Source organism: Streptomyces sp. NBC_00299, assembly GCF_036173045.1.
GTDB classification, from domain to species: Bacteria; Actinomycetota; Actinomycetes; order Streptomycetales; family Streptomycetaceae; genus Streptomyces; species Streptomyces machairae.
The window spans coordinates 9,434,881-9,452,659 of the sequence record NZ_CP108039.1; the positions used below are offsets into that span (position 1 = coordinate 9,434,881).

Annotated in this window: 17 protein-coding genes and 5 pseudogenes; 6 read left to right on the forward strand and 16 right to left on the reverse strand. The window is 68.3% G+C overall.

Features of this window, described 5'->3' with window-relative positions:
- Positions 1-166: 166 nt before the first annotated feature.
- The 5 genes from OHT51_RS41895 to OHT51_RS41915 all read right to left on the reverse strand — a co-directional run bounded on the left by OHT51_RS41895 (position 167) and on the right by OHT51_RS41915 (position 5,154).
- Positions 167-1,363, reverse strand: coding sequence for a S8 family peptidase (locus tag OHT51_RS41895; protein WP_328884141.1), 1,197 nt, complete (start codon positions 1,361-1,363; stop codon positions 167-169).
- A 727-nt stretch (positions 1,364-2,090) separates the two neighbouring features.
- Positions 2,091-3,698: a polyamine aminopropyltransferase gene (locus tag OHT51_RS41900; RefSeq protein ID WP_328884142.1), complete on the reverse strand. Its 1,608-nt coding sequence runs from the start codon at positions 3,696-3,698 to the stop codon at positions 2,091-2,093.
- Between the two features lie 12 nt (positions 3,699-3,710).
- On the reverse strand, positions 3,711-4,148 hold the full coding sequence (locus OHT51_RS41905; RefSeq protein WP_149827539.1) for a DUF350 domain-containing protein: 438 nt from the start codon (positions 4,146-4,148) through the stop codon (positions 3,711-3,713).
- 98 nt (positions 4,149-4,246) lie between these two features.
- On the reverse strand, positions 4,247-4,651 hold the full coding sequence (locus tag OHT51_RS41910; RefSeq protein WP_328884143.1) for a DUF4247 domain-containing protein: 405 nt from the start codon (positions 4,649-4,651) through the stop codon (positions 4,247-4,249).
- Positions 4,648-5,154, reverse strand: coding sequence for a DUF2617 family protein (locus OHT51_RS41915; protein ID WP_328884144.1), 507 nt, complete (start codon positions 5,152-5,154; stop codon positions 4,648-4,650). The genes OHT51_RS41910 and OHT51_RS41915 overlap by 4 nt, the downstream gene beginning before the upstream one ends.
- 574 nt (positions 5,155-5,728) lie before the next feature.
- On the opposite strand from OHT51_RS41915, the pseudogene OHT51_RS41920 reads away from it, so the two are divergent.
- Positions 5,729-5,899: pseudogene (locus tag OHT51_RS41920) on the forward strand (IS5/IS1182 family transposase); the annotation flags it as partial.
- Here OHT51_RS41920 and OHT51_RS41925 read toward each other — a convergent pair.
- A pseudogene (locus OHT51_RS41925) lies at positions 5,867-6,447 on the reverse strand (TetR/AcrR family transcriptional regulator). The pseudogenes OHT51_RS41920 and OHT51_RS41925 sit on opposite strands and share 33 nt — an antisense overlap.
- A gap of 35 nt (positions 6,448-6,482) precedes the next feature.
- On the opposite strand from OHT51_RS41925, the gene OHT51_RS41930 reads away from it, so the two are divergent.
- A complete protein-coding gene (locus tag OHT51_RS41930) occupies positions 6,483-6,878 on the forward strand; it encodes a VOC family protein (RefSeq protein ID WP_328884145.1) in 396 nt (131 codons plus the stop codon).
- 87 nt (positions 6,879-6,965) lie between these two features.
- A pseudogene (locus OHT51_RS41935) lies at positions 6,966-7,585 on the forward strand (dihydrofolate reductase family protein).
- 373 nt (positions 7,586-7,958) lie between these two features.
- Here the strand turns inward: OHT51_RS41935 and OHT51_RS41940 are convergent.
- Positions 7,959-9,059, reverse strand: a complete 1,101-nt coding sequence (locus tag OHT51_RS41940) for a hypothetical protein (RefSeq protein WP_328884146.1) — start codon at positions 9,057-9,059, stop codon at positions 7,959-7,961.
- Between the two features lie 267 nt (positions 9,060-9,326).
- Here OHT51_RS41940 and OHT51_RS41945 point away from each other — a divergent pair, with 267 nt between their 5' ends.
- Complete coding sequence (locus tag OHT51_RS41945; protein WP_443052678.1) at positions 9,327-9,590, forward strand: ATP-binding protein; 264 nt, start codon at positions 9,327-9,329, stop codon at positions 9,588-9,590.
- On the opposite strand, the gene OHT51_RS41950 is transcribed toward OHT51_RS41945, so the two are convergent.
- The 7 genes and pseudogenes from OHT51_RS41950 to OHT51_RS41980 form a co-directional block, all read right to left on the reverse strand.
- Complete coding sequence (locus tag OHT51_RS41950; protein WP_328884147.1) at positions 9,557-10,360, reverse strand: alpha/beta hydrolase; 804 nt, start codon at positions 10,358-10,360, stop codon at positions 9,557-9,559. The genes OHT51_RS41945 and OHT51_RS41950 overlap by 34 nt on opposite strands.
- Positions 10,361-10,725: 365 nt before the next feature.
- On the reverse strand, positions 10,726-11,565 hold the full coding sequence (locus OHT51_RS41955) for an alpha/beta fold hydrolase (protein WP_328884148.1): 840 nt from the start codon (positions 11,563-11,565) through the stop codon (positions 10,726-10,728).
- A 315-nt stretch (positions 11,566-11,880) separates the two neighbouring features.
- Complete coding sequence (locus OHT51_RS41960) at positions 11,881-12,831, reverse strand: alpha/beta hydrolase (protein WP_328884149.1); 951 nt, start codon at positions 12,829-12,831, stop codon at positions 11,881-11,883.
- 314 nt (positions 12,832-13,145) lie between these two features.
- Positions 13,146-13,781, reverse strand: a complete 636-nt coding sequence (locus OHT51_RS41965; RefSeq protein ID WP_328884150.1) for a hypothetical protein — start codon at positions 13,779-13,781, stop codon at positions 13,146-13,148.
- Positions 13,782-13,880: 99 nt separating this feature from the next.
- Entirely contained in the window at positions 13,881-14,159 is a 279-nt protein-coding gene (locus OHT51_RS41970; RefSeq protein ID WP_328884616.1) for a DUF4235 domain-containing protein, read from the reverse strand.
- A 252-nt stretch (positions 14,160-14,411) separates the two neighbouring features.
- Positions 14,412-14,507: pseudogene (locus tag OHT51_RS41975) on the reverse strand (DUF3618 domain-containing protein); the annotation flags it as partial.
- A gap of 475 nt (positions 14,508-14,982) precedes the next feature.
- Entirely contained in the window at positions 14,983-15,540 is a 558-nt protein-coding gene (locus OHT51_RS41980; protein ID WP_328884151.1) for a YcxB family protein, read from the reverse strand.
- Positions 15,541-15,693: 153 nt separating this feature from the next.
- Between OHT51_RS41980 and OHT51_RS41985 the strand changes: the two genes are divergently transcribed.
- Positions 15,694-16,161 carry a hypothetical protein gene (locus OHT51_RS41985; RefSeq protein ID WP_328884152.1) on the forward strand — a complete coding sequence of 156 codons (468 nt, stop codon included), beginning with the start codon at positions 15,694-15,696 and terminating at the stop codon, positions 16,159-16,161.
- A gap of 134 nt (positions 16,162-16,295) precedes the next feature.
- On the opposite strand, the pseudogene OHT51_RS41990 reads toward OHT51_RS41985, so the two are convergent.
- Positions 16,296-16,433, reverse strand: a pseudogene (locus tag OHT51_RS41990) (ATP-binding protein); the annotation flags it as partial.
- A 415-nt stretch (positions 16,434-16,848) separates the two neighbouring features.
- On the opposite strand from OHT51_RS41990, the gene OHT51_RS41995 reads away from it, so the two are divergent.
- Positions 16,849-16,974, forward strand: coding sequence for a hypothetical protein (locus OHT51_RS41995; RefSeq protein WP_328884153.1), 126 nt, complete (start codon positions 16,849-16,851; stop codon positions 16,972-16,974).
- A gap of 4 nt (positions 16,975-16,978) precedes the next feature.
- Here the strand turns inward: OHT51_RS41995 and OHT51_RS42000 are convergent, their stop codons facing one another.
- Entirely contained in the window at positions 16,979-17,740 is a 762-nt protein-coding gene (locus tag OHT51_RS42000; RefSeq protein WP_328884154.1) for a maleylpyruvate isomerase family mycothiol-dependent enzyme, read from the reverse strand.
- Positions 17,741-17,779: the final 39 nt, after the last annotated feature.

The window sequence follows — 17,779 nt, forward strand, 5'->3', positions numbered from 1 at the left end:
TGAAGCCCCGGTCACCGCGGGCGCGGTGACCGGGGCTTCATTCCGTACCCGTCCCGGGTGAGCAGCCGGCGCTCGGGTCACTCAACCCAAGCCTCGCGACATCCGGTCAGGCGGGGTGAGGGCCCGGGGCCGGACGTTCGGCCAAGCCGGGCCCTCGCGGGGGATGTTACTGGGTGATCTTCAGGAGCTTGTTGGGTGTGCCCGCACTTGGGCTGGTGATCTTGTCAGGGGTGGCGCCGTTGGTCAGGGCGGTGGCGACGTCCGCCGGAGCGGCGTCCTGGTGTCCGGCGAGGTAGACCGCGGCCGCGCCGACCACGTGGGGGGTGGCCATCGAGGTGCCGGAGATGGTCTTGGTGCCCTCGTCGCTGTCGTTCCACGCGGAGGTGATGTCCGAGCCCGGCGCGTAGATGTCCACGACCTCACCGAAGTTGGAGAAGTCGGACTGGGCGTCTTCCTTCGTGGACGAAGCGACGGTGAGAGCCTCCTGAACGCGGGCCGGGGAGCCCTGGCCGGCGTCGGCGGAGTCGTTGCCCGCGGCGACAGCGAAGGTGATGCCAGCGGCGATCGCCTTGCGAACGGCCGCATCGAGGGCCTCGTCGGCGCCGCCGCCCAGGCTCATGTTGGCAACGGAGGGCCCCTGGTGGTTCTGGGTTACCCAGTCGATGCCCGCGACGACCTGCTCCGTGGTGCCCGATCCGTTGTCGTCGAGGACCCGCACGGCAACGATCTTCGCCTTCTTCGCCACGCCGTGCGCGGCACCGGCTATGGTGCCGGCCACATGCGTGCCGTGGCCGTTGCCGTCGTCGGCACTGCCGTCATTGTCAATCGCGTCGAACCCATGCGTGGCGCGACCCTCGAAGTCCTTGTGCGAGATGCGGACGCCGGTGTCGATGACGTAGGCGGTGACGCCCTCCCCGGCGGCGTCCGGGTAGGTGTACTTGCTGTCACCGGCGGTGCCGGCCTGATCGACGCGGTCCAGGCCCCACGACGGCGGGTTCTGCTGCTCCGCGTTGATCGTGAACTTCTTGTTCTGAACCACCTTGGCGACGGCCGGGTCGGCGGCCAGGCGCTTGGCCTCTGTCTCTGAAAGACCGCTGGCCGAGAAGCCGTTGATGGCGGAGCGGTAGGTGCGCTTCAGTGTGCCGCCGTACTCCTTGGCCAACTCCTGCTTGTTGGCCTGCTGGTCGAGCATGACGATGAAGCTGCCCGCGACGGCGCCGTCGGCGTTCGCTCCGTAGATCTTGCCCTCCGCGGGCGCCGCGGCGCCGGCGGAGAACGGGTTCAGCAGCGTGACGCCTGCCGCGGTGACCGCGACGGTGATGGCGGTGAGCCGGATCCGGTTCGAGCGCTTGTGAGTTGCCATGAAGAGGGGTCTCCTCGCCGGTTTTTGTGGGGGGTTGAGCCTTCAACCGCAGAATCTCCGGAGATCTGCGGCGACAGCCGTGACTCATTGATGTGCTCATGCAGTGGATTCCATGCACTCGCGATCCGATCAGCCGCGGGTCAACGCGGGAACCGGACAGAACCAGCCCCGCCGCGACACGCCCGGCTCTCCTCCGCATGTATGGGGCTTCAGTCGAGAAAGCGTGAACCTTCCCTACGCCCCCGTGTCGAACCGGTTGGGCAGGGCAGACGCGCGCCCTGAGCGCGCCGAGCGTGAAAGCCCTGCGAAGACGTGGGTGCCGTGAGGAGGCACAGCAGGAAGAGAAGCTACTCGCAGGTATCGAATCGGCTTGAATGATCTGGGTGTTGGGCTTCCGCTTCGCTCAACTCACCCTGATTCGTGTTCTTGCGTAGGGTGTGTCCCTCGATGGGCTCGATGGGAGGGTGCGGGGCGTGAATCGGGTGCGGGCCTCGGGTCTCCATGTCGCCGTGGCGTGAGAGGCGCGTGTGCGTACGGGGCTGCGCGGCGACGCTGCCCGCGTTCGACACGCGCCGCGAAGGAGCCTGCGAGGACTACCTGTCGCGCCCGGCGTCGCCGTGCTGCCGCTGGACGCGGCGGCAGGCCCTGTGAGGCTCGGCGCCGTCACCCGCACTGCGGCCGTCCGCTGGGCCGCCATGGGCCCCGTCTCGTAGCAGGTGACCGGCGGTCAGTAGTTCTCCCACTCGTCCTGCACGTACTCCAGCACGGCCGGGTCCATCAGCGTGCTCGGCCGGACGCCCTGGCGGCGGCGGTCCACGGGGAACACCGCGGCGGCCTTCAGGACCGCCTCGTCCAGGTAGCGCAGTTGCGGGGCACCAGATGCCAGCCCCAGTGGTGGGGACGTACCGCCGCCCGGGGTGGCCAGGACGAAGCCCCAGTTGCCGAAGCTCGGTACGTCGACCTGGAACTCGGTGGTCGAGTAGCCGGCCGTCTCGATCGTCTTCGCGATCGACCAGTACGTCTTCGGTGCGAAGAAGGGCGACCCGCTCTGCACCATCACTCTGCTCTGCGGCGTCAGGACCTGCCCGAGCAGGTGGTAGAACTCGACCGAGTACAGCTTCGCCAGCGCTGCCGTGTCCGGGTCGGGGAAGTCGATGACGACCGCGTCGTACCGCTGTCGGGCGCCGCGCAGCCAGTTGAAGGCGTCGGCGTTGACCACCTTGACCCTCGGGTCGTCCAACGCCTTGTCGTTCAGGTCGCGCAGGGGCTCGAAGTCGCGCGCGAGCCGGGTCATCGCCGGGTCCAGTTCCACGAGCGTGACGTGCTGTACGTCGTCGTAGCGCAGCACCTCGCGCAGGGCGAGTCCGTCGCCGCCGCCCATGATCAGCACGTTGGCGCGGGAGCCCGCGAGCGTGGGGTGGACGAGGGACTCGTGGTACCGGTACTCGTCGACGGAGCTGAACTGGAGATCGCCGTTGAGGAAGAGGCGGATGTCCGGTTCGCCGGTGAATGCCGTGGAGCGGGTGACGACGATCTCCTGGTACGAGGTCGTCTCCGCGTGGACGATCGGGTCCCGGTACATCTGCTGGCGGGCGGTCACCTCCAGGTCGTCCGCGAACGCGTACGTCGTCCCGAGCACGGCCAGAACCACTGTGACCCCGGCCAGCAGGGCGTTGCGCACCCAGCGCCGGATCTGCCGGCGGAAGATGAACACCACCACGATGACACCGGCCACCGCGTTGACCGCGCCGACCACCAGCGTGCCCTTCAGCTGGCCGAACGTCGGCAGGAGCCACAGCGGGAAGCCCAGGCCGCCGACGAGCGCTCCGATGTAGTCGACGGCGAACATGTCGGCGACCGCACTGCCCGCCTCCTGCCGCCGGATCCGCTGGAGCAGGGTCATCAGCAGCGGGATCTCGGCGCCGATCAGCACGCCGACGGCCACCGCGACCACGATCATCGCCGGGGTGTACAGCTGGAGCCAGGCGAACGCCGCGTACAGCACCAGCACCGACAGCCCGCCGACCAGCGCCAGCACGCCCTCCACGAGCGCGAACGCGCCCACCGCGCGGCGGCGCAGGGGTTTGGCGGCCAGCGAGCCGAGCCCCATGGCGCACACCATCACGGAGATCACCACGGAGGTCTGGAGCACCGAGTTGCCGATGAGGTAGCTGCCCAGCGCGGTCAGGGCCAACTCGTAGACGAGGCCGCAGGCCGCGCAGAGGAAGACGGCGAAGAGCAGCAGGAAGCGGGCCCCCCGGGTGTGCCGGACGGCCGGGGGGCGGGAGGGTGCCGCGGAGGCGTCGCGGCCTTGCAGGGTTGTGGTGGCGCTCATCGAGGCGCGCCGTTACGAGATCGCCGCGCCGACCATGAACCCGGTGCCCAGGTACATGCCGGCCTGGACCCAGGCCGCGGGGTGCGGACGGCCGTCCTGGTCGTCCAGGACGACCGCGCCCATCTGGCCCGGAGTGAACACGCCGATCACGATGCCGACGACGGTCATCACCAGCACCCCGGCGAGGCCGTACAGCAGTGTGCTGATCAGGCCGTAGCCGAGGCCCTGTTCGGACTCGCTCGCCTCGATGGCCTTCATGATGACCAGGCCCACGGCGACGGACTGGCTGCCCAGGAGGACGGCCGCGCCGCGATTCCGGTCGGTCCACACCACGTGGTACAGCTTGCCCGGCGTGACGAGGTCGAGGGCGATGAAGCCGACGGCCATCACGACGAGGCCCACGACTCCGTAGAGCAGGGCCTGGCCGGTCGACTCGAAGATCTCGGTCACTGCGTTGCCTTTCTTGGGGGCGGGATCGGGGCGTGATCAGGTGCTGTGCGGGAGGAGCATGGGAGGCGTCAGGCGATGATCCGGCCGGTCAACGGAGGCTATTTGCCTTCGCCGGGGCCGCCGCCGCGGAAGCTCGCGCTGTTCGGGTCCGGCCAGTAGGTGAGATGCCGCTGGTGGCGGCGGTAGCCGTTGCGGTAGTCCTCGATCTCGATCAGGCTGCCGCTCCGGTACGGCGAGACGGTGACCATGTCGTCGCCGTAGCGCAGGAACTCCATGGCGTCGCCGGAGGCACGGTCCATGGCCGTCCGCTTGGTGTGGATCGCCTGGGCGACCTCGCTCGGGGTGCTGTCCGGGTCGAGCCAGTCCGTCCCGGTCGCGGTGTACGTCTTCCTGATCCAGTCGCGCGGGACTGCTTCGGAGTCCCCGTCGCTGGAGCAGGCGGTGAGCAGGGCGGCGGCCAGCACGGCCGCCACCGCTGCGCGGACGAGTCGGGCGCTGTTCATCGGGCCTCCAGCCGGCTGTACGTCGATACGATCTGGCCGTTCTGCGGATACGTGTGCCAGGTGCGCCAGACGAGCCCGGCGCCGTACGGCCCCTCGACCGCCTCGACGACCACCGCGGTGACCGCCTCCGGCGAACCGGGGAAGACTCCGCACAGGCTGTGCTCGGCGTCGGTGGCCTGGCCGAGGACCTGCGCCACCTCGGCACTGAACTCCTCGGGAATCAGCCGGCGGGTGATGGCGCCGAAGTCGTAGACCCAGCCCGGCAGATGACGGGTGCAGGTCTCGGGCAGACCCCGCACCGTGCCCTGCAGACAGGCCACTGTCTCCCGTACGGGACCGGCAAACACCTGATGCGAGGCTCCGAGCAGCCGCAGCCGCACGTCCAGCCCGCCGAGCGACACCACACGTTCTGCTAGCGCTGGACGCTCCGTCAGGTCCAGCGAGAAGCAGAGTTGATCCGCATCCGTGTCCAGATAGGGGGCGTCCAGAGAGACGGCGTTCACACGGCCCCCCGGTCGTTTCCTGCCATGATCGGCGCCCGAGTATGACACATGTGTTCGTGGGATTTGAGGGGTGGGGGAGGGGTAAGGGTGAAGGCCTCGCACCCTGCGGGGGCCATTCCGTGCACGGTTTCGCGCAAGCCCTTCCCCGGGGCGTGCCCTGAGATAATCCCGTGACGGGCCGCATCGGGTCCTCATCCAGCATCACTGGATGGTGCGGACCCGCGCGCCCGCGAGATCGGCCTGGATCGAAGCCCTGCAGGCCCCCGACGCGCGGTCCCCGCTCGGCCGGCTCAAGATTGGCGGCTTGAACCAGGGCGAGCAGCTCCCGGTATCGGTACAGGAAGGTCCCGGTCCACCCCGGCCTGGCGGGCGATGCCCAAGACCGTGATGTGACTGCCCTTCTGTGCAGCAGTGTTGATGGCCCGACCTATCCCGGATGGTGGTTCGCCGTTCCCCCACCGCCCCGCAGAAAGCGGTCGTACGGGCCGGCTACGTAACCTCGCGAGAGGACTCGAAGCTCACCGCGTATTCAGTGGATTGGGCCGAGGAGGCCGAGGGGTAGGTCCCGGGAGCGGGCCGGTCCCGGCGCAAGCCCCGGGCGTTGTATGCCGACCGCGGCTCCGACCACGACATCTGGCGCCGCCCCCGGCTGCGCGAGCGCGGCACCGTCCCCAAGATCGCCCGGCGCGGCCGACCACATGGCGAGGGCCTCTCAGGCGATCGCGTAGTCATGGATGGCCGGTTCGAGAAGGTCGAAGGCGCGTGCCGCTTCCTTCGCGATTGTCTTGGCGATCTCGTCGTGGGTGTGCCCGGCCAGGGTCAGGTCCTGGATGCGCTGGAACAGGACGCGGTGCACGGCGCCGAGCAGCCCGGCGACCGTGCGGACGGTGATGTCGTCCGGCTGCGCACCGACGGCCTCGGCGAGGGCCTCGGCCAGCGCCTGCTCGCGCTGGTCGTGCAGGTTACGCAGGCACGCCGACAAGGTGGCGCTGTCGGTGATCATGCGGGAGAAGTCGGGGTCGGCGAATCCGGCGACCGGGTCCTGCGCCGCGACAGCGGTCTCGAAAGCACGGCGAAGCGCCGCGAGGGCGGACTCTCTCCAGGGCGGCGGGAAGTCACGGCGCGCGCCAGCGTGGCGCTGAACTCTTCCTGGTGATCGAGGGCCAAGTCCTCTTTGCGCGCGAAGTAGTTGGTCACTGTCTTCTTCGCGACGCGGGAGGCCGCTGCGATCTCGACGATGGTGGTGTTCTCGAAGCCCTGCTCGATGAAGAGCCGTGTCGCATGGCTCGACATCGCCCCGATCCCGCAGCCTGGAAAAGGAACCCCTCTTGAGGATCACCGCCTCCACCGTCTCCCTCACGGTCGAAGACATCGCCGCTTCCCGCAGTTTCTTCACCGAGCACCTCGGCTATCAGGAACAGGCCGCGGCCGAAGGATTCGCCTCCCTCACCCGTGACGATGCCGCCGTCGACATCGTCCTGCTCCGGCGGGGCATCGGCGTCCTGCCGCCCGACCAGCGCGACCGGCAGGCCGGCGGACTGATCCTCGCCTTCACCGTCACCGTCACCGGCCTCGAAGCCGAGGAGAAACGACTGCGTTCCGTAGGCGTCGACATCACGATGCCACTGCGCGAAGGGCCATGGGGAGAACGCCTGTTCCAGATCACCGACCCCAACGGGGTCATCGTCCAGTTCGTCGAATGGACCACACCGGACCACTCCTGATCCCACGGCCCTGTACCCACGCCAACCTCACGGCCCGCACAGCACGCTGCCGACCGGATCGTGCAGCCCCAGAAGAGAGAGCACTGCATGCGCAAGCTCGTGTACTACATCGCCACCACGCTGGACGGTTTCATCGCGGGCCCGGACGGCGCCGATCCCACGGGCCCGGACGGCTTCTGGCCGATCCCCGAGGACTACATCCAGAACCTTGTGACGGAGTACCCGGAAACCCTGCCTGCCCCCGCCCGGGCGGCGCTGTCCGTCACCGCGCAAGGCACGCACTTGACACCGTCCTGGAAGGACGGCGCAGCTACGAGATCGGTCTCAAGGTCGGCATCACCGATGCCTGCCCACACCTACGTCACCTGGTCTTCTCCCGGACCCTTACCGAGAGCCCCGACCCGGCCGTCGAACTGGTCGCCGACGACCCTGTGGACAAGGTGCGGCAGTTGAAGCTGGAAGACGGCAAGGACATCTGGCTGATAGGCGGCGCGGAACTGGCCGGTGCCCTGTACGCCGAGATCGACCAGCTCATCCTCAAGATGGCACCGCTGACCATCGGCGCCGGAATCCCGCTCTTCTCCCACAAGGCCGCCTTCGATCCGCGCGGCTGGGAGCTCACCGGCCACACCCTGCTCGACAGCGGCGCCGCCTTCGTCACCTACGCGCGCGCCACCGGCCCCGACACCACGGCCACCGGGAACTGAAGTCATCCATCAAGATCCCGCTGACCGGGGTGCTGGTCACCAGCGCCCCGGTCAGCGTGCCACGCTCGCGAGTCCGACTTCCACGTTCGCGGGCGGCCGAAATCGGCCGCAGCCGGGCGCTGCTGGCTTCTTCAGCATGGTGAACGGTGCGGCAGGCGGTGCAGTACCGGACGCGAAAGTCCCTGCTTCCCCCGTCAGTTGGCGTGCTGGGGCCTGCTGAGGCGCGTCGACCTCATCCCGGAGTCACCCCCATCCGAGCGCGCCAAGCTTCCGGGTATCTCGGCGCTGCGGGCAACCGCACACTGTGACGTCAGGACCGAACTCACGCGGATTACGCGACGCCTCAACGTGCGAGCCACCAGTCAAGGCCGCGCTAGGACCGCGTCGCCCTCCTGCACTCGTCCCCAGAGGTCTCGCCCCGCCCGACCGGCGCGGTGCGGTCGTACGGGTCGATCTCCGTGCCGGTCTCGTCCGCCCGGCGGTCCGTGCCGAAGGGAGGGGTGAAGTAACCCGTGGGGGCGCCGCAGCCGCCGTTGGTCATGTCGTACTTGTAAGAGACGATCGAGAAGGTGCCCGGCTCGGTGATCACCTTGGCAGGGTCGTCCCAGCTCAGGACCAGCTCGCGCCGGACGATCGTGCGCACGATCTCGTCGTTGCCGCCCGCGTCCGCGCGGGTGACCGGGTAGACGAAGGTGACGTCAGCTGTGACCTGGAGCGCGCCGCGCTCGCCCTCCTGGTAGGTGAGCCGGCCCCGGGTCTTCACGACGTCGCCGACCAGGTGGGCGCGGGAGGGCTGAAAGCGGCTGAAGAGGAGGAGGGGGTCGTTCTTCTCGCTCGGCGTTCGGAAAGCGGTTTTGAGGAGGTCTTGGACGTCCTTCTGGTGCGGGTTGATCAGTGCAATCGCCTTCTCGGGGCGCCCGCCCTGCAGCACCCCGCGGTCCAGGCCGGACGCGACGAGGAAGTCCCGGCTGCGGGCGAGGGCCCGCTCGACTTCGGCCGCGCTCATCCACCCGACCGCAGCGGCTTTCGGCACGGTGATCCCCGCAGCTCCGCTCGCCCAGCGCGCCGCCGGCGAACCGCGGAACGGCTCGTCCACGGTGGGGCGTTGGGCTGCTTCCGCCGGGGGTACCTGGGTCGGTCGGGCGGTCTCGGCCGCCAGCGGCGGGGAGTCAGGGTCGTCGCCGGCGAACAGGTCCACCATCTGTCCCGGCGCGAGCGCCACCACGAGCAGCACCAGCGAGGCCAGCAGTCCGACCACGTACCAGCCCGTGCGCCGCTTGGGCCGCGCAGGCGTGTAACTGCGCCAGCCCTCCAGGTCACGGCCGGGCTCCCCGCGCAACCGCTTCGACACGGCGCGGGCCCGCGCCGACGGCTCCTTGGGCGAGTCGGCGGCGCCCGCCACCGACTCGCGCAGAAACCGCTCCCACTCCTCGTCGGACCTCGACGATCCGTCCGGCTCCGTACCCGCGCCCATTCCCAACCCCCTGGCAAAAGTAGACCGCGGCCCCCTCCCCAGGGACGCGTCCGCATCATGACACAGAGCGCTGACAGCGAGGCTGGCTGGGCGGACGGTGTGGGCGCGCCCCCTGTCTCAAGTCGCCACATCGCAGCCGCATCAGGGAGCGAAGCACACGCTGAGTGACTGAACTCCTCTGCAGACATTGAATACGCGACACCTGGTCACAACGGGCCTTCGAGCTCGCCGACGCCCGGCCCGACCCGCTGCGCCGGGACGCAGCGGGTGAGTGAGCGTGGCTGCGCGGGATGTCAGCAGCGCACCCAGGTCAAGTACGGGGTGGCGGTTTCGCAGCGCGCCTTGGACCTCACGCTGGTCGTCAGTGAGCTGGTGACCAATGCCCGCAAGTATGCTCCGGGCCCGGTGCCGATGCACCTGCGGCTTGACGGTGACGTGGTGGATGTCGAGGTGTGGGACTCCGACCCGGTCCTGTCGGTGGCTTGGGCCGGATCGGCTCAGGAGTGGTCGAGCGCCCAGTCAAGGGCGTAGTCGGCGATCTCCTGCCAGCCGTCCTGGACGGCCATCAAGTGGGAGCGGCCGGGAAATACCTTGACCTCGGTAGTTGTGCCTTCCGCCTTGTAGTGCCTGGCGTTGGATTCCTGGACTTTGGGCGGCATGAGGTGGTCGTGCTCGCCGGAGAGGAACAACAGGGGCGCCCGGTCGGCGTTGCGGAAGTCGACATGCGTGTCGGTGTGACCGGGGTGGAGGTTGGCCAGCGAGCTGCTCCACACGATGTTGCCTGGTGCGGGGATGTGGTAGCGCTCATATGTCGCGCGGGCTCGGTCCTCGGAGAATGTGTTCGTGAAGGCGTAGCGCCATTGCTCGAAGTCCAGGCCGACGGCGCGGTGGCGGTTGGCAGGGCTCTTCAGGACGGGGAAGAGGGAGCGGATTTGGGAAAGCGGTACGGTCAACACGCCCTCGGCGGGAGCGGAGTTGATCACTACTCCGGCGGAGCCGAGGCCGCGGTCCATGAGGACCTGCGTGAAGGCACCACCGGCGGAGTGTCCCATCAGCAGGGGCGGCCGGTCCAGGCCCATGATCAGCTTCTCAAGGCTGGAGAGAATCGCCGGGACGGTCGCGTTCTCGATCGCGGTCGGGTCGGCGTTGAGAGCCTCCACCTCCGCCTCCGCCTCGAACCCGGGGTACGCAGGCGCGATGACTCGAAGGCCCTTGTTCTCAAAGTGAGAGATCCAGTCCTCCCAGGCTCGCAGTGTCACCCAGAAGCCGTGAATGAGGACGACGGTGTTGGGTTGCATCATTGTGCTCCTTGGTAGGGGCCGACGGCCCGTCATGCCTGTCGAGCGATGCCGCGCAGCGCAGCTGGCGTCGCTGGACGGGTTGCGCCGACCGGGATGTCGTTGTCCGTCGCAGGTCTGGATGGCGTTGTCGATTCACGGGCCGCCGAGGTTGGTTCGGCCATAAAGTGGCGTGACAGTGCCAGTTCTGCTCTTTTGCTGTATGTGGGAACACGCTTTACGGTGCTCGTCGTCGTGCCCGACACGGCGATGGCTCTGTGTCGACCACCAGCTCTTGCCTTATCCGGTCGGAGACTGGCCCGCTGCCGCTCAGGCGGGCCCTGCCGTTCCCGTGGGCGGCACACCGTGCCGCCCACAGAGTGCGCCGGTCAGCGGACCGTTTGCGCCGCCTTCTCGATGATGCGGGTGACGGCGTCCGGGTGGGACACGCTCACAGCATGGGAGGACTGGATCTCCTCGATGTGGGCGTTGGCACGCTTGGCCATATGGATCTGCAGGTCCCGGGGGATGATCCGGTCGTTGGTGCCCACGAGTGCCCAGGAGGGGATGGTCTTCCAGGCAGGCTCACCAGAGGGCCCGTTGAGGGCGGTGCCGGTGCCCGGGCGCTGGGTAACTGCCATCAGGCCAGCGGTGTTTGCGGGGACATCCGCACCGAACGCCTGACGGAACTTGGACTGGTCGATGTAGAAGTCGAAGTCCTTTGAGCCGTCGGCGTTGGTGATCGGGACGGGCCGCAGAACGTCGCCGATGACGCTTCCCTCGAACTTGCTGATCAGCTCATTGGCGCTCTCGCCCTTGGCGGGGAGGAACGCGTCGGCGTAGACGAGGGCCTTGACGTTGTCGGCGCCGTGGGCAGCGTTGCTGATCACTGCTCCGCCGTAGGAGTGGCCGACGAGGACCACGGGCCCGTTGATGCTGGCCAGCAGGTTCTTGACGGAGGCGGCGTCGCTGCTCAGATCCCGCAACGGGTTGGCCGCGGCCATCACCGGATAGCCGTCCTCCTTGAGTTTCTTGATGACGCGGTTCCAGCTGGAGGAGTCGGCGAACGCACCGTGGACGAGTACGACGGTCGGCTTGCTGCCCTTTGGGGTCTGGGTCTTGGCGTTCGCCGGACCGGCTGTCGTGGCAAAAAGGCTGGCAGCGACCGCCGCCGTTGCCGCGAGAGTAAGAGGGGTGCGGGCACGCCGAAGGCGCGGATGACGGTACATGGGTGAGCCCTTTCGAGGCGGAGGCTTCAGCCACGTCGGCAGGTGGACATGGCCGCCGTGCGGCAGGATGTTGCCGCAAGTTCATGGAGGGGTCGACCGTGGGCGGCAAGCGGGACCATGCCCAGGGCTTGCCCGGCGAGCGACTGCCGAGGATCGGCTCGCCCACGGTTCTGATCGTGTTGTGGGACCGGCGAACAGCGGCAAGTACGGATGATCACCGTTGTTCGTATGTACGGTCCACGCGCACGCGCGCCGAGGTGATGAACAGCTCGCTGCCGGCTTTTGAGGCGCTAACGCCGAGCAGCGCAGTACTTCTCAGCTGCTGCGGAGGACGGTGCGCAGGGTGTGAATGGCGCGCTCCATCGCAGCAGTTGTGGCCTGTGTGGGTCGCAGGGGGTTGAGCATCATGAAGTCGTGCAGGGTGCCGTTGACGCGGATGCTCGTGGTGGGCACGCCAGCCTGGGTCAATTTGCGGGCATAGGCCTCGCCCTCGTCCCGTAGCACGTCGTTCTCATCGACGATGACGAGCGCGGGCGGCAGACCCGCAAGCTCCTCCAGGCTCGCACGCAGGGGAGATGCGGTGATCTCCGCACGCTGGGCGGGATCGGTCGTGTAGCAGTCCCAGAACCAGGCCATGGCCTTCGCCGTGAGGAAGGGGCCATCCGCGAACTCCCGGTAGCTTTCGGTGTCCTGGGCCGCGTCGGTGACGGGGTAGTACAACGACTGGTGCACGAAGGCCACGTCGCCGCGCTGCTTGGCCATGAGTGCCAGCGCTGCGGTCATGTTGCCGCCGACGGAGTCGCCGGCCACCGCCATGCGGGAGGCGTCCAGGCCTTCCTCGGCGCCCTTGGCAGTGATCCACTGAGCAGTCGCGTACGCCTGCTCGATGGCGACCGGGTACTTGGCCTCCGGGGAGCGGTCGTACTCGACGAACGCCACGGCAGCGTTCGTGCCGACGGCCAGCTCACGCACCAGGCGGTCGTGGGTGCCGGCATTGCCGAGAACCCAGCCGCCGCCGTGCACGTAGAGGACGACCGGCAGTGTGCTCTGGCTACCGACGGGCTTGACGATGCGGACCTGCACATCGCCCACGCCGGCCAGCACCGTGATCCACTTTTCCGTCACCTCCGGCTTCTCCACGGGCGCCGCCTGCAAGTCGTCCAGGACCTTCCGGGCGCCTTCCGGGCCGAGCTCGTACAGGAACGGCGGGCTGGCCGTCGCGTCCGCGATCTCCTGAGCTGCAGGCTCCAGAATGGGCTTCGTCATCATGCACTCCTTGGGTCGGTGGGCTCTTGCCCGCTTTAACCCCAATGACAAGACACGTACGAAATGTGTGACACCCGCCGAAGCAAACGGCCCCGGGCCGGCAGAGAGCGCCGCCGGACCGGACATGCCTTGCGGTCCCCAGCACACAAGCCATGCGCGGAACAGCGCAGGAAGGTAACGAGCTGACGGGCCTCGGGCGAGAACTTGCCAAGGAATGTCCTAAGGCGTCGGCCGCGTCCACGCCGAGCAGCCGGCATGGCGTGCACCCCGAACCAACTGGAGCGCTGCGGGCCGCCCGCGATCACGGGGACGGCTCATCGAGGCTGCTGCCCTCTGACGATCGCAGTGGGCAGTGACCCGTCGAGGATCAGATCACGCGGCAGCGCCAGTTCGAAGCGCTGCTCCAGAACGGCGAGAGAGGCACGGTGCGCCGTGTCCCTCTCCACCTCCTCCGGGATTCCGGCCGCGACGATGTCAGCGCGGATGAGGTCGGCGCCGGGGCCGGTGATCTCCTGCGACCAGGTGTACATGTACATGTCGAAACCGCACACGTAGTGGTCGTCGTGGAAGTAGGCGAAGGCGGGTGGCGGGACCTTCGGGTTCTGCTTCTCGTAGTAGAGCTCGAAGACGTGGACCCCGTCTCGGGATGTCCCGTCGTGGTACGCGGGCCCGAGGACGGACGGCCAGTGGCCGTAGGCAATGGCGAAGCCCAGGCCGGCGTGGTCGCCGTAGCGGACGGCGATGCTGTCGGCGTCGCCGCGCTCCGCGTCGAGCCCGTCGATGAGCTCTTCGGCCTGCGGCCGGGTGGTGGCCTGGACAGGTACGGGGCTGCCGGGAGCGGCGAGTCGGGCGGCGAGCTGCTCGCCGGTCAGGCCCCGGGCCAGCTTGGCGTAGTAGCCGAGCCAGGAGATGTCCTCGTCGGCTATCCAGGTGATCCCGCGGGAACTCACTGCGTGTCTCCGTTCTCCGGTGTGGCGCGGGTGTGGCGCCGCTCGGGTCGGCCCTGTGACCGGCCCCGAGCCGCACATGCGGTGTGCGTCAGTATCGTGCTACCGGATGCCGCACTTCATCGTCGGCTTGGAGGCGTCGCACTTGTCGAAGCCCGGCGTCCTGACGAAATACGCGTCCTGATCGATCAGCCGGAGCTCCTTGGCGAAGGTGGGGAAGCGAACCTCGCGCCATGTGCGGTGCTCGTCGGTGGCGTCGGGCGCGTCCTCCTCGTGCCCGAGCCGCTTCCAGACCTGCTTGAACACCGCGCCAGCCAGCACACCACTGACGGCGCCCATGGCCATGCCGATCGGCTTGTAAGCGATCTTCGAGGCTTTCATCAATGCCTCCTGGCACGTCGGATGAGCAGTAGCGCGGTGAGCCCGCCGGCGGCGGCGAGCAGGGGGTGCGCTTGGCACGCACCGGTTCCGGAGCCCCGTCCTGCACCGCGTGGGCGGCGTGGGTCGGTCGCCTTGTCCCTGAGTTGGGCTTTGGCCTGTGTGGGGCCTCCTCGGCGACCTGCTGCTTGACGGCCCTCGTCTTCTCGTGGGGCGGTTCTTGATGTCGGTCTTCGCCGCGAGTGCCTCGACCGCCTCGCCGAGTTCCTCTCGGGTCGCCTCGACCTCTTCCCGCAGTTCCTCGGAGGAAGGGGCTGCTTCATCGCCCCTATGTTGCTTGTCCGGGGGCATCGCTGTGCCCTCTCCTTGATCTCGGCCACATCGGACTTGACGCTGTCCAGCGTCCGTGTGGGCGGGGATGCCCTGCTGATCTGCTTCTTGCCCAGAGCACCCATCAGAGCAGTGAGGGCGGCCAGGACACCCGTGGCCGTCGCCGACCCCCGCTCCACCTGTTCGTCCGGCCCGGCCACTTGGCCGCTGCTGTGGCCCTCGCCGAACAGGGCCTGCATGCAGCACGAACCGCACGAAGATTCCCTGTGAGCGCCGTGGGCCGGCAACACACCTTCCTCACGCGCTGCCATGGAGCGGAGCCGACCACGAGCTCCCGTCCTCGAGACTCACGGACGTACGTACAGGAGACCGCGGCCACCCGGGCTCCGACACGCGCGGCAAAGCTGCCGATGGCAGATGATGTGTTTCTTTAACGGTGGGCAGGCCGTCGTCGTCCTTGGGCCCGTCGTCGTCCTGGGGCAGGAGGGCCCGGAGGTCAGACGCGGGTGGAGTGCTGGTCCAGGAGGGCACGCAGCCGGTCCACGTCGTCAGCCGTGCTCAGCCCATGCTTGGGCAGGACCTCAAGGCACATGATGTTGGGATCCCGGCTGAGCAGGACGAAGTGGCCACGCGTCTCGCGGTAGCCCTGCAGGACCGACCACTTCTGGATGAGCGTGCTGTGGTCACTACTGGTGGTGATACCAGCCGGGGACACCACGGTGCGGTACTCGCCCTGCCATCCGACGAGTCGCTGCACCTGGGCGGCCTGCAGCCGCGGATAGCCCCCCACCACCAGGACAACGAGCAGGAACAGAACGGTTGAGACCACGTCGACACTGCCCCGGCTCATGGTGCCCAACAGCCACTGCGCGACCCACAGGGTGAGGAACACGCTTCGTAGTACAAGCCCCCACCGCTTGATCCGCTGCCGGACCCGCAGACCGACCAACGTATCGGCGGGCGACGGCCGGTACGCCAGCTGCACCACCGCCTCCTCCACCACATCTGCCGCGCTGTTGATGCTGTTGTTGGTGACTTCGCGGTCCTCGGCCATGGCCCCTCCCCCTGCAAGACGACCCGCGGATCCTATCCGGCCCTGCACAGACGCGGTTGCCCGTCATCTCATTTTGGGGAGCTTGAGTCTGAGAACAGGAGGCGTGCGACGATTCCTCGGCCACAAGGAAGCCACGAGCGGGGGCGAAGGCCGATGGAGTACGTCAATCTTGATGCGCAGGTCGGCGACCTGTCAGGGGTCTTGGACCCGGCTCCCTACCTGGATCATCTGCCTTTGATCTCTGGTGATCTGCCGCCGGGTGCCCGGGCTTTCGCCACTGACACCGACCACTACGACTTCCGGAGCAGGCGATGTGTGAAGGACCTGTCGCTTCGGGCCGTCCAAGGTGCCGGCGGCGAGGAGATGGAGATCGAGTTCCAACACAACTGCTGGAAGCATGATCGAGACCTGGTCATACGCTACGCAGGCGTGTCCAGCTTCATTGTCGATCCCGCCGACGAGGACCCAGGGGTGGACCTCGGGGCCGTGATCTTCGACGAGATCCTGCCGCACGGGGACGGCTGCAGCCACGAGATCGTGTGCTGGGACGGCACACTCACTATTGTCTGCCGTGACCTGCAGGCGACCTGGACTGAGACCATCTGCTCAAGCAAGTCGTAGGCGCGACAGTTCGTGGGGAGTGTTGAGTAGCTGGTGCCGGATGGAAAGCGCCGCGGGACGGCTTGATCGTGCTGCGGGAGGGCTCCCCGCCCAACACTCCAACACCAGACTGTCCGCCGTCGCAGAACACGCCCTCAAACACGACCATTGTCGAGCAGAGCGACGCGGGCCGTGATGCGTTTGCCGACCGGCTCTCGCCGGGCCTCGAATCCCTGGGCGGCGGCCAGCACGATCTCCAGACCGTGCTGGCCCACCCTGCCGGCATCAGCGGCTACGCGGCGCCCCGCCGGCACTGGCGTCAGCGGCCGACTGGTCACAGCCATCACGACGCGGGTCGGGGGCCGCAGGAACCGAATGCATGGCTGGCCTGGGCGTAGGTCCCCGAGGCAGCTACTCCCCAGGATGCCGACGAGGACCAGCTCAACTCCATCGCTCCGTGATCGCACAGGGAGCACGTCGAGCACTTTCCAATCCTCGGACTGGTGGCGGCGGGTGACATCGCATCGGTTGAGGCGCTCTCCTGGCAGAGGTGACCGGCCCTACCGTCACGTTCGTACCCCGAGGAAGATCGCCGCGACCTGAAGTGCCGCGAGGTAGTTCAGGGCGATGATCAAAGGTCCATCTGATCCACGGGACGCAGCCTAGTGGCCTGGTCGTAGCCATATCCCGTTCCTGGCTGATTCGGCAGTGCTCCGGGAGGCGCTCGAGCCTGAGCTGTACGAGGCCGTACTGGCCGTCTGCCGCGCGGAGGCGGAGCTGTTCGCGATGTTCACCGACGCGGACGTCATCGAGGCGGTCCGCTGGCGGGATTGACTGGCTACTCCTCGGGCTCCCAGGCGATCAGCTGCTCGAACACCTGCTGGTCGCCCTCGATCTTCAGGTCGCTCAGCGTGAGGCGGCCCCAGACGAAGAGGAGCAGCTGTTCGGCCGTGCCCGTGGCCGAAGCGGAGGCGGGCGCGGCGTGGTCCGTGAGGGGTGCGGGCCAGGCGCCGGTGCCGTCCAGCACGAGGCGCCAGGAGCGGCCCTCGGTGGCGTGGTAGTGGATGGTGGCGGCCTGGTGCGGCCAGGCCGCCGGGGTGGAGTTGCAGGTGTCGAGAAACTCGGCCACGCCGTCGATCGCGACGTCCGTCGGCATCGGCTGCGCGGCGCCTGCGGCGAGCTGGGCGTCGTAGGTGTGCACCAGCACCTCGTGCACCCGGCGCCGGGCAACGCCCCAGGCATTCGCCGGCGACACGCCGGCGCCCCACCACGTCCAGCACTCGCGCTCCGGGCCAGCCTCGCGCAGCGCACTCAGCAGCAGTGCGTTCGACTCGGCGTACCAGGCCAGCAGCGCCTCGAGCTCGCGCGGGACCTGCGCGGCATCCTTGGCCGGCGGAGCCTCGGCCGGGCCCGCGGCGACGATCGCGGCCCACCAGCGCTGGCCCGTACCCAGGTGCTGCACCAGATCCAACAACGTCCACTCAGGGCAGGACGGCACCGGCGCGTCAAGGCTGGGCGCGGCGGCAACCGCACTGCGGAACGCGGCCGACCGCTCGTCGATCAGTTGCAGCAGGGCGGAATACTCAAGACTCTCTGTCATATTGCTTAGCTATCACCCCAGCTCAGCCGACCGCACCCG

What these genes read in the sequence shown, in the direction of transcription:
- OHT51_RS41895 (WP_328884141.1), bottom strand. Translation starts at nt 1,363, where the DNA reads ATGGCAACTCACAAGCGCTCGAACCGGATCCGGCTCACCGCCATCACC.
- OHT51_RS41900 (WP_328884142.1), bottom strand. Translation starts at nt 3,698, where the DNA reads ATGAGCGCCACCACAACCCTGCAAGGCCGCGACGCCTCCGCGGCACCC.
- OHT51_RS41910 (WP_328884143.1), bottom strand. Translation starts at nt 4,651, where the DNA reads ATGAACAGCGCCCGACTCGTCCGCGCAGCGGTGGCGGCCGTGCTGGCC.
- OHT51_RS41940 (WP_328884146.1), bottom strand. Translation starts at nt 9,059, where the DNA reads ATGGGCGCGGGTACGGAGCCGGACGGATCGTCGAGGTCCGACGAGGAG.
- OHT51_RS41950 (WP_328884147.1), bottom strand. Translation starts at nt 10,360, where the DNA reads ATGATGCAACCCAACACCGTCGTCCTCATTCACGGCTTCTGGGTGACA.
- OHT51_RS41955 (WP_328884148.1), bottom strand. Translation starts at nt 11,565, where the DNA reads ATGTACCGTCATCCGCGCCTTCGGCGTGCCCGCACCCCTCTTACTCTC.
- OHT51_RS41960 (WP_328884149.1), bottom strand. Translation starts at nt 12,831, where the DNA reads ATGACGAAGCCCATTCTGGAGCCTGCAGCTCAGGAGATCGCGGACGCG.
- OHT51_RS41970 (WP_328884616.1), bottom strand. Translation starts at nt 14,159, where the DNA reads ATGAAAGCCTCGAAGATCGCTTACAAGCCGATCGGCATGGCCATGGGC.
- OHT51_RS41980 (WP_328884151.1), bottom strand. Translation starts at nt 15,540, where the DNA reads ATGGCCGAGGACCGCGAAGTCACCAACAACAGCATCAACAGCGCGGCA.
- OHT51_RS41985 (WP_328884152.1), top strand. Translation starts at nt 15,694, where the DNA reads ATGGAGTACGTCAATCTTGATGCGCAGGTCGGCGACCTGTCAGGGGTC.
- OHT51_RS42000 (WP_328884154.1), bottom strand. Translation starts at nt 17,740, where the DNA reads ATGACAGAGAGTCTTGAGTATTCCGCCCTGCTGCAACTGATCGACGAG.